We start from the raw sequence: 9,323 nt of genomic DNA, 5'->3' as shown, positions 1-9,323 counted from the left end.
AGCACTCGACATGACTTAGGCAATGCTGCCGACTTAGACTTGATAAAAGATGGTCGTGTTCTTAGATTTACTGATCCAAGTGATCTACCTTTTTTTGAGGCATTTGTTGAGGCTGCGGCAAGTTTTGGGGCTACTGGAATCGGCGGAGATGTCGCTTATATGGGACCGACAAAAATTCATGTCGGTTTTGGGAGTCGTGCCACTTGGGGAGGGATTAACGGCACTGGAGCGGCTCCCAATTGGCTAATAAATGCTGCTACAAAAGGTTGGAATAATCCACTTTCCTTCCCAAATCCTCGAAATAGCTCATCTCTTTTTTCAGTTAACGCACGTAACGGACTAAATCTAAGATCTGGTCCTAGCCAAGACTTTAGAATTATAAGAACGCTTTCCGCAGGTTCTATTGTTAGAATACTAGACTTTGACGGAACAAATCAAGAATGGGCTCAAATTGATCTTGAGGGTGATGGAGTTAGTGATGGTTATGTATTCAGGTCATTTTTGAAACCAGTACAAGATACTTCAGAATCAAGAATAATGACTTTTACAGCTCAGCCGATTAATGAACTACCCCGCCGCAAGCAGCGGGGTATCAGAATCAAAAAAGAGCCAATTGTTCATCCCAGTGTAGCTGGAGATATTCATTGCCCTGATTCTTCACGTATTTCGCAATCATCCCTTCATCGCCATGCTTACCCACCGTACTCGCAAAGTAACCATCACTCCAGAACTCGCCGCCCCACAACTGCTTTTTGACGCCTGGACATCGCTTAAACACTTCTCTTGCAGTTAGGCTTTTGAGCATTGTCACCAGTTTTGTCACGCTGTAGGTCGGGACGGACTGCACTAAAAAGTGAACATGGTCTTTGTCTACCCCAATCTCAATAAACTTCACCTCATAGCGTTTCTCGATTTCCAGACACACTTCGTGTAAGACTGCATCGACCTGTTCGTCAAACATAGCTCGTCAGTACTTTGCAGGAAAAAACAGGTGATACAACAAAACCATAACGTTATGGCTCTTGTGAATGTACTCGCTCATCCTCGCATTCTACGCCCCAAGGGGCGGGGAATCCACCCGAAGTGATTGAAGAAGATTGTGCTCCAGATAATCCGCAAGATGATACGTAATGGTTTGACACACATGGTGTTGGAGAGATTAACGATCGTAATATTGAAGCTCTAACTGATTCCGAGTTTACTGAAGAAAACAGTATCACAAATAGAGTTTTCAAGGCGTGTAAAACACGGGTATACAACAGGGGAGTAGCTCCAGATGCTTTTTTGAACGAGCTTATAAATTGGTGCAAGCAGGCTCCGGACGAGGTATTCACAAGAAATGAAAATTATGACATTTATTCTTATGTACTCAAAGAACTAGGTCCCTGGGATAGCCTTCTTCATAGAAAGGCTGTAATGTTGGAAGTTCTCCGAGTACTTGCGGGATTTGAAAGCTCATGGGATTGGAATGCAGGTAGAGACACAACAAATCCGAATTCCAATACTGCCTGTACTGAAGAAGCTGGCATATTTCAATGCTCTGGTGATTCAATGAATTTTGATAGAAGCCTTAGAAACCTCCTAAGGTTAGTAGCAGGAAATACAGAGTGCAATACTTTTCGCTCTGTCTTCAAAAGTAATCATACGTTTGCGATTGAATACTGCGCGCGTTTACTAAGATTTACAATCAATCATCATGGTCCTATAAAGCGTAAAGAAATTCATCCTTGGCTAAAGCTTGAGGCAGTGGCCGAGTTTGAGCAATTCCTATCCAATGAAGGATAATTACTCATTTCACTGTTTACCTACATTCAATCTTAAAGGAGAATTATGGCACAACTTCATGTTATCGGAACTACATTCTTCAAGAAAACAAACGTGCAGTCTAACCGTTTACCTGCAAATGAGAAGGTTGCGGTAAATGCCGGAGAAACCCTTAAATATAATCCCGATTCCCTAAAGGTTGTAGGAGAACACTACTTAGTAGAATTGCTTGAACAAATTGCTCCTTGGGGCACAACTGGTTACTTTTACAGTCCTCACGTTCAATTAGAGGTCAGTGGGTTTGCCAACCGCTTAGTTAGAAAAGTTTTGTCAAACGATGAATACTGGGACATTTTAAGAATTGCGGAGAGAATTAGAGGCGGCACAGACAATACCTGTGTTGCATTCGCGAGTGAAGTTCTCCGTAGGATGGGAGTTCCAGTTCCAATTGAGAATGTTCAGATTAATGGTGAGACTCTTAACATTTCTTTGGTAACTCTACCCTTCAAAATATGGCTTGAGCAGAATGTAAGCCCCCGGAGAATAAATGATGCAAATAAATTAAGACCTGGAGATATTTGCTTTAGCACGGATGCTCCAAAATTCCCAGGATTTCCAGCGCATGTTTACTTTTTCATCGAGTATTATCCGGGAAATACTAGAGCAGCCTATGTTGTCGATAATCAAGGACCGAAACATCAGCGCAATTTAGGTAATGGACTTAAATCTCCTTTTGCCTTTGCATTAAGACTTGAAAATCAGTTTGAAGAAATTTATGCTCCGCAAGAACTAGTTGAGAAGAGTTTCTTAGAAGCCTCTGAAACTTTAAGAGAGCAATTGATGCTCAATCAAGCATTCGAGCAGTAGACCTAATAGTAGGGGTAGCTCGCTTATACGGTATTAGGAAGAGTTTAGCATTCCAAAAATTGTATTGAGGGTGATTGCTGAACAAAGCGGACTAACAACGCAGTGGAACGGACGGATGAAAAATCTTGGTCTAAATTCAAGGTCATTTGCCGCCGCTCACTTTAGCCGTTAGCTTGATTTGTTCTTGGAGTAGATATTTGTATAAAGTTGGTCGCTAACCGTAAGATATTACGAGTTTTGAACTTAGCAATCACAATTTTCTGTACACTCCTGGCAATGTTAGTGGCTTGAGGCATTCACTAACCAAGAGCTTTTTGCAATCTTATGACGGAGAGGGTTTTGCTCAATATCACGAGTGAGTCTCTTCACGATTTTTAATCTAGGAAAATGGAGGTTAATTATGGCTAGAGTAAAATTTTCTGACATCAAAGCAACTTACAGTACACTTTGGTCAACTGTGACAGTCATTGATATTCCATCCACTGACAAAGTTGTCAGTAGAATCATGCAAAACAAGGCTATTTACGAAGAAGCCCAAAAAGGGAGTGGAATATGGTGGCCTGTAATTGCTGCTATCCACAATCTGGAATCTTCATTGTCTTTCAAAGGACATCTCCATAACGGTGATCCATTAACTTCAAGAACCCGTAATGTTCCTTCCGGTAGACCAATTGATGGTAATCCTCCCTTCACATGGGCTCAATCGGCATCTGATGCTTTAGCAATGAAGTATACCGATGAAGTTGATTTTTTAGATACTCCTGAAGAAATTCTCTGGTATTGTGAGCGCTTTAATGGTTGGGGATATCAATTGGGAGCTGGTCAAAGAACTACCCCTGCAAAACGCTCACCTTATCTGTGGTCTAAAACAAACCACTGGGAAAAAGGAAAATATGTAGCTGATGGTAGCTTTGACCCCAATGCAAATTCAGAACAAGTTGGAGTTGCCGCTATTCTGAAGCGATTAGAGGATTTAGGACATACTACATTTGGTACTGTTCGATCAGCCCAACCTAACCAACCAGACGTCGTAGCTAGACCTACACCTAATCGCTTAGAACCTACTCTCCGAAAGGGAGACAAAGATATTTGGGTAACTATAGTACAACATTTATTAAATGGTTGTGGATATGGACCAATAGCAGTTACAGGGGCATTTGGGAGTGATACAGAGTTAATAGTGGAAAAGTTTAATCGAGACTTAGGCCTTAAGACTCCAGGCGGAATAGTTGATGAGGAAACTTGGTCAGCTCTCAATAATCATGCCAAGCTACCAGATTGGAATCCTGTTGAAGCCTTAGAGCAAGGCTTTAGTTCATTTGGTACAGGACCTTCCTTAAAAATTGGAGATAAAAACGCTTGGGTGAGTGTATTGCAGCATACTCTCAATGGCTGCGGTTATGTTGTTGATGTTGATGGGGAATTTGGCTCTATTACTGGGGGAGTACTGAAAAAGTTTCAGAAAGATGTGGGCTTATCTCAAACTGGTGTTGCAGATACTCGAACTTGGGATGCCCTAAATGATCATCGTAAACGTCCTAATTGGTCTCCCCGCACTGTCATTGCACCTACTATTAGTACTGGGGGATTTAACAGAGTTCTTTTCGTTGAGTTTGCAGAGCGAGAACTAGGACGTGCTCTATACTGGACAAGGCCTAACGACAACAGAGAAATTCGAAAATTTACTAAGCCATTTGAGCCAGTGTTTGGCAAAGGACGTTTTGCGTGGTGCGCTGCAACGGTTCTTTGGTGCCTAAACAATTTTGATGGTCAAGGGGGGCTCAAAATTCCTATTCAAATACCTGGTGGTAAGTATACGCTTGCTTTAGTCGAGCAATGGCAGACTTGGATGAAAGATTTGGGGCTATACATAGATAATACTGGCGTAAATCGCCCTCAACCTGGTGATCTTCTTATGTTTGATTGGGAGCAAAAAAGGTTCGATGAACCTGATTTAGACTGGGAAGACCATATAGGTATTTTTCTTAGAATGAGCGGTAGTAAATTTGTAGTTGCAGAGGGGAATGCACAAACAACAGCCACAGGTGGGGGGCGGACAGGCATTTTTGAACGGTCCCCGATTGTTATCAAAGGATGGGCAAGACTGCCTGAGAATTGTAAGTATGATCCTGCAACTAAAGGGCTCAAATAAGTGCGATCGCTGATCGCGTAGGTTAGGTTAAGGCACGAAATCTAACACCCACAGGCTTGAGTCAGCACTAAACAATCGCTACTGGTAACAGACGTAAGCTAACAACGCCCATGCACCCGACCGCTGAAAGGTTATCCGTTGAGTGTCCAGGCATATTTGCGACGGGTGATGGGCAACGTTAGATCACTTTGTTCCAAAATCAGATCCTCCAAAATTAAGCTGTTGGATGCAGAAGAAGCTATAAATGCAACGCTCTGTGGCAGTTGCTTTAACCCCTTAATTGATAGAAGAAGTATGCGCTTACCAGACAATCTCTACAATGCTGTAAAGCCACCATTCAAGCATCATTCTCCTTGGCATCTTTCCCGACTCACGAGGGAAGATATTCTTGCTCGAAATCCTGCTCTAATTCCACGTTGGGAAGAAGCTAGAGAAGAATTCAAGACTAAATTTTTAAACGAAGTTGGTTCTGGAGAAGAATTTCTCCGGTTTCATCGGGAAATGATTTAAAGCTTTAAGTGGCTCATTGCTAACACACCTGGTGTAACTTTCTCATATTCACCTTGGACTAATTTTCCAGATTGGTTGAAAGCAGCCTTTGAAGAACCTGGAGTAGATTTACCTTCCGACTATCTGGACAATGCTCTGAGCCAGATTGAATCCTTTATAAATAGCGGCACTGCTGATGAACTTGGGGCATTCATTGAAGCAACTACAACATCTACACTTTCAAACCGGGATATTCACAACAACGCTCACGGACTGATCGGATTTGTTGAAGCACGGGACTTTCCAAATGATCCAAGGCTTATAGATGCATCAATGTCCTCAACCGTTACAGCACATCACAACGAGCATTTTTGGGGGTTACACGGCTGGACTGATGAAATTTTTGCTCGTTTGCAACGGAAGAATGGTGAAATTGTAGATCAATCACCTCTTCTTCCATCTCATGATCATGGTATTACAGAATCTATGAGGGGTTCAGCAGAGTTAATATTTCGTCCTCCCCTGAAGGAAATTAAGTGATCTAACGTTCCGGTTGGATCAAACTGACAAGAGGTCTTGGTCGAGTTGCAAAAGTAACTTGCAGCCGCTCAACTGGAACGTTAGATTGCGACAATACTACATTGATACAAGTCAAGCAAAATAGTCATGGTAAAGATTAAAAGCACAGAAAAGTGGATAGATACAGAGATACAACTATTGAAAGGTTCTCATTATATGTATGAAGCCAAAGGTGAATGGAATGATTGGTTTATCAAATGTAATGCAGATGGGTATTCAAATTTCTTTATGGATCTTTTTTTGAGAGGGATAAAGCGTACACCTTCAGCAAAGTGGTTCCAGTTGGTTGGAGTAGTAAATAAGGATATTGCGTACACGATCAATCTTGGTGTGAAAGGCATATTTGTTTCTCCAGAAAACGGACGGTTGTGGGTTTATGCAAATGATGCTAATTTTGCCTACTTCAATCTCTGTGGGTCGATTCCCCGCTGCTGTGCAGCGTAAAATGCAGGAATGAGCGAGTACATCCACAAAAGTCATAACGTAACCGTTTTGCTATATCACCTAGTGTTTCCAGCAAAGTATCGACGGGCTGTGTTTGATGAACAGGTTGATGAAGTTTTGCGAGAAGTTTGCTTGGAGATTGAGAAACGCTACGAGGTCAAATTTATAGAAATCGGTGTCGACAAAGACCATGTGCATTTTTTAGTCCAGTCGGTGCCCACGTACAGCGTGACGAGATTGGTCAAAATGATCAAGAGCTTAACGGCAAAGGAAGTGTTTCGGCACTGCCCTCATGTGAAACAAAAGCTGTGGGGCGGAGAGTTTTGGAGCGATGGCTATTTTGCGAGCACGGTTGGGAAACACGGGGATGAAGGGATGATTGCGAACTACGTCAAGAATCAGGGTAATGAATATCTCAAGCTCCACCGAGATGAGCAGCTTACTCTTTTTTGATTCTGATACCCCGTCTGCTTGCAGCGGGGTAGTTCATTAACTTTGGATGTATAGAATTAGAAGTGAAAAAAGTTGAGTAGCTCAGCCAGATGTTTTCAAATTGTCGCCTTATAGGAGATAGAAGCCGTGGATTCAAAAGATAAGATACGTGAACACATTTTAGATACCTATACCTATCTTAGGATAGGGATGGCTGGAGTTAGTATCATTTTTCCATTGATCTTGTGGTGGGTTGGGCTTATTTTTGATGTCAAATTTCAAGCTTCAATTAGTTCTTACTATCACACGCCTATGAGAGATATATTTGTGGGGAGTCTAATTGCTATTGGTGCGTTCCTCTGGTTCTACCAAGGCATCACAAAAAAGGAAAATATTGCTTTGAATTGTGCAGGCATTTTAGCTATAGTGGTTGCTTTTACACCAACAGAATTCTTGAATGTTGACGGTCAGGTTAAATGTGAAACCTTCACTACATTGCCCATACGTGGAATTAGCGAAGCCACAGCATCTTATATACATGGTACCAGTGCAATACTTTTCTTTGTCGCAATTGCTTTTGTTTGTATTTTCACACGTAATGAAACGCTTAAGGAAATTAGCAATCCAGTACGAAAAAAATTCTATAAGACGATATACAACTTTCTTGGTGCTGGGATGATTGTTTCTCCATTAACCGCCGCTTTCTTGCTGCTTTTTTGGAAAGAGACAAGTAACATTATTTACTTTGTTGAATCGGTTGCCGTTTGGGCATTCAGTGCTTACTGGATTGTCAAAACTAAAGAGATTAATGAGTCTCAAGTTGTCAGAAAGTCTCTACATTAGGGGATCAATAAGGACCATAAGCTAGAGATTGAAGGAGGACTGGGTGGTGTAGTTAAAAATGCTGCTCCTCCATGATGGAACTGTAGAGTGCGGTCTAACAATTCCGTCGCACACCGACCGCATTAAGTCTCTGCGTTGAGTTCGAGAGGTTCTCTACGGCGGGTGAACGTGGTCGTTAGGCTCACAGTTGGCTATCGGTGAAAAATCCTGTGGGTTGTCGATTTTGTGTTGCGCCATTCGACTAACGAGAGCAATCACATAATCCATAAAGGAGCAGCAAAATGCGCAACTGGAGTTCTCGAATGGTCACGACCATCCCGACCATCACCGCCTTTGAACAGTCGCCCGATCGCGGCCAGGGACTGGCGCGTGACATGCTCGTGCGCTGGGCACTCGAGGAAGTGGGTCAGCCTTATGACGTTCGTCTTGTTTCATTCAGTGCGATGAAGGAAGCTACACATCGTGCGCTTCATCCTTTCGGGCAAATACCGACCTATGAAGAAGGTGATCTCGCCTTGTTCGAGTCGGGGGCGATCGTGTTTCATATCGCGGAGCAGCATGCGGGACTGCTGCCGAAAGATGCGAACGCCCGGGCACGCGCGATCACATGGATGTTTGCCGCGCTCTCCACGGTCGAGCCTGTGATCGTTCAACGCGAAATCTCCATGTATTTGGAGCGCGACAAGGCCTGGCACGAGGAGCGCCTGCTTATTGTCGAGGATCGCATCCGCAGCCGACTGGACGACCTCTCCGCTCGGCTCGGCGATGGCGAGTGGCTCGATGGGGCGTTCAGTGCTGGCGATCTGCTGATGGTGCAGGTGCTGCGCAGGCTAAGCAGATCGGGCATTCTGGACGACTATCCGAACCTCATAGCCTATGTCGCCCGTGGCGAGGCGCGGCCGGCTTTTAGACGTGCTTTCGACGCTCAGTTGGCGGTTTTCACTAGCAAGTCGTCCAGCCAGTTGGAATGAGCAGCCTAACATAGCCTCTGAGGAGGACGGGTACAAGCTCCTTCTAGTGATACGAAGGTTGTTTACCGCCGCTGAACATGATCGTTAGGCGTCTAATTGAGTAATGAAATATGGAATCTTTCGGCTACATTTACTTCGGGCTCTGGGGAGCGTTAGCCGTAGCGAATTTGTATGTTCTATTTGGGACTAAAGATGCGAAGCTCAAAAGAACATTGTTCCCCATTTTCGTAATTCTGGCAGGCGTTTTGGTGTTGCTCTTTATTGTGCTTATGGGCTTTCCACGTCATGTGCTTTATATTGCCATCCCCAACGTCATCCTGATTACGATCTTGAATTTAAATCTCATTAAGTTCTGTGATTCCTGTGGCAGCGTTGTCAGAGGGAAATTTTTCAGCGTACCTAAACATTGTCATAAATGTGGCGCTAAGCTGAGTGGCGGGTAATCGTCGCCGCCTAACAACGGCATGCACTCGACGCCCCTTCAGCGTGCCTCTCATATACGTTGCGCAGGGGCGCGGGTGATGCCGGGCGTTAGGCTTACATTTTGCAGTGCGTAGATTGTGACCCCAAAATCCACTTTGGATCATCGCTTTTGATAAGCTTTGGGTGTCACCCCTGTTATCTGACGGAAGACTTTTGTTAGATGAGTTTGATTTGCAAAGCCACAATCTAGTAGTCCGCCACGGCAGTTTTGACAGGTAGAACTGGATCAGGGAAACTGGGAAAAACCAGGAATCCTTATGGCAGAAAAGTACAGAGTGACGCTAACCCCTGAAGAACGT

At 43.7% G+C, this 9,323-nt stretch carries 11 protein-coding genes and 1 pseudogene; 10 read left to right on the top strand and 2 right to left on the bottom strand.

Annotated elements, in window-relative coordinates; all coding sequences use genetic code 11:
- Positions 1-598 precede the first annotated feature (598 nt).
- Complete coding sequence (gene tnpA / locus NDI45_RS29935; protein ID WP_348249962.1) at positions 599-961, bottom strand: IS200/IS605 family transposase; 363 nt, start codon at positions 959-961, stop codon at positions 599-601.
- 455 nt (positions 962-1,416) lie between these two features.
- On the opposite strand from tnpA (NDI45_RS29935), the gene NDI45_RS29930 reads away from it, so the two are divergent.
- The 10 genes from NDI45_RS29930 to NDI45_RS29885 all read left to right on the top strand — a co-directional run bounded on the left by NDI45_RS29930 (position 1,417) and on the right by NDI45_RS29885 (position 8,984).
- The gene (locus NDI45_RS29930) at positions 1,417-1,785 is read left to right on the top strand and encodes a hypothetical protein (protein WP_348249961.1); all 369 of its coding nucleotides are present in this window, start codon (positions 1,417-1,419) and stop codon (positions 1,783-1,785) included.
- A gap of 45 nt (positions 1,786-1,830) precedes the next feature.
- The gene (locus NDI45_RS29925; RefSeq protein WP_348249960.1) at positions 1,831-2,631 is read left to right on the top strand and encodes a hypothetical protein; all 801 of its coding nucleotides are present in this window, start codon (positions 1,831-1,833) and stop codon (positions 2,629-2,631) included.
- A 355-nt stretch (positions 2,632-2,986) separates the two neighbouring features.
- Entirely contained in the window at positions 2,987-4,783 is a 1,797-nt protein-coding gene (locus NDI45_RS29920) for a peptidoglycan-binding protein (RefSeq protein ID WP_348249959.1), read from the top strand.
- Between the two features lie 222 nt (positions 4,784-5,005).
- Positions 5,006-5,293, top strand: a complete 288-nt coding sequence (locus NDI45_RS29915) for a hypothetical protein (protein WP_348249958.1) — start codon at positions 5,006-5,008, stop codon at positions 5,291-5,293.
- Between the two features lie 75 nt (positions 5,294-5,368).
- Entirely contained in the window at positions 5,369-5,812 is a 444-nt protein-coding gene (locus NDI45_RS29910) for a hypothetical protein (protein ID WP_348249957.1), read from the top strand.
- 126 nt (positions 5,813-5,938) lie between these two features.
- Positions 5,939-6,295, top strand: coding sequence for a hypothetical protein (locus tag NDI45_RS29905; RefSeq protein ID WP_348249956.1), 357 nt, complete (start codon positions 5,939-5,941; stop codon positions 6,293-6,295).
- Positions 6,296-6,304: 9 nt separating this feature from the next.
- Positions 6,305-6,748, top strand: coding sequence for an IS200/IS605 family transposase (gene tnpA / locus NDI45_RS29900; protein ID WP_348249955.1), 444 nt, complete (start codon positions 6,305-6,307; stop codon positions 6,746-6,748).
- Between the two features lie 126 nt (positions 6,749-6,874).
- Positions 6,875-7,570: a hypothetical protein gene (locus tag NDI45_RS29895; protein ID WP_348249954.1), complete on the top strand. Its 696-nt coding sequence runs from the start codon at positions 6,875-6,877 to the stop codon at positions 7,568-7,570.
- Positions 7,571-7,872: 302 nt separating this feature from the next.
- On the top strand, positions 7,873-8,541 hold the full coding sequence (locus tag NDI45_RS29890; RefSeq protein WP_348249953.1) for a glutathione S-transferase family protein: 669 nt from the start codon (positions 7,873-7,875) through the stop codon (positions 8,539-8,541).
- Positions 8,542-8,651: 110 nt separating this feature from the next.
- Positions 8,652-8,984, top strand: coding sequence for a hypothetical protein (locus NDI45_RS29885; protein WP_348249952.1), 333 nt, complete (start codon positions 8,652-8,654; stop codon positions 8,982-8,984).
- A gap of 140 nt (positions 8,985-9,124) precedes the next feature.
- Here NDI45_RS29885 and NDI45_RS29880 read toward each other — a convergent pair.
- Positions 9,125-9,214 (bottom strand): annotated as a pseudogene (locus NDI45_RS29880) (AraC family transcriptional regulator); the annotation flags it as partial.
- Between the last annotated feature and the right edge of the window lie 109 nt (positions 9,215-9,323).

The sequence above is a fragment of the Leptolyngbya sp. GB1-A1 genome, from assembly GCF_039962475.1.
GTDB lineage: Bacteria > Cyanobacteriota > Cyanobacteriia > Elainellales > Elainellaceae > Leptolyngbya_A.
Note: the sequence above shows the minus strand (reverse complement) of the source record. Positions and strands in the feature narration are given on the sequence as shown.

What these genes read in the sequence shown, in the direction of transcription:
- tnpA (WP_348249962.1), bottom strand. Translation starts at nt 961, where the DNA reads ATGTTTGACGAACAGGTCGATGCAGTCTTACACGAAGTGTGTCTGGAA.
- NDI45_RS29930 (WP_348249961.1), top strand. Translation starts at nt 1,417, where the DNA reads ATGTTGGAAGTTCTCCGAGTACTTGCGGGATTTGAAAGCTCATGGGAT.
- NDI45_RS29925 (WP_348249960.1), top strand. Translation starts at nt 1,831, where the DNA reads ATGGCACAACTTCATGTTATCGGAACTACATTCTTCAAGAAAACAAAC.
- NDI45_RS29905 (WP_348249956.1), top strand. Translation starts at nt 5,939, where the DNA reads ATGGTAAAGATTAAAAGCACAGAAAAGTGGATAGATACAGAGATACAA.
- tnpA (WP_348249955.1), top strand. Translation starts at nt 6,305, where the DNA reads ATGAGCGAGTACATCCACAAAAGTCATAACGTAACCGTTTTGCTATAT.
- NDI45_RS29890 (WP_348249953.1), top strand. Translation starts at nt 7,873, where the DNA reads ATGGTCACGACCATCCCGACCATCACCGCCTTTGAACAGTCGCCCGAT.
- NDI45_RS29885 (WP_348249952.1), top strand. Translation starts at nt 8,652, where the DNA reads ATGGAATCTTTCGGCTACATTTACTTCGGGCTCTGGGGAGCGTTAGCC.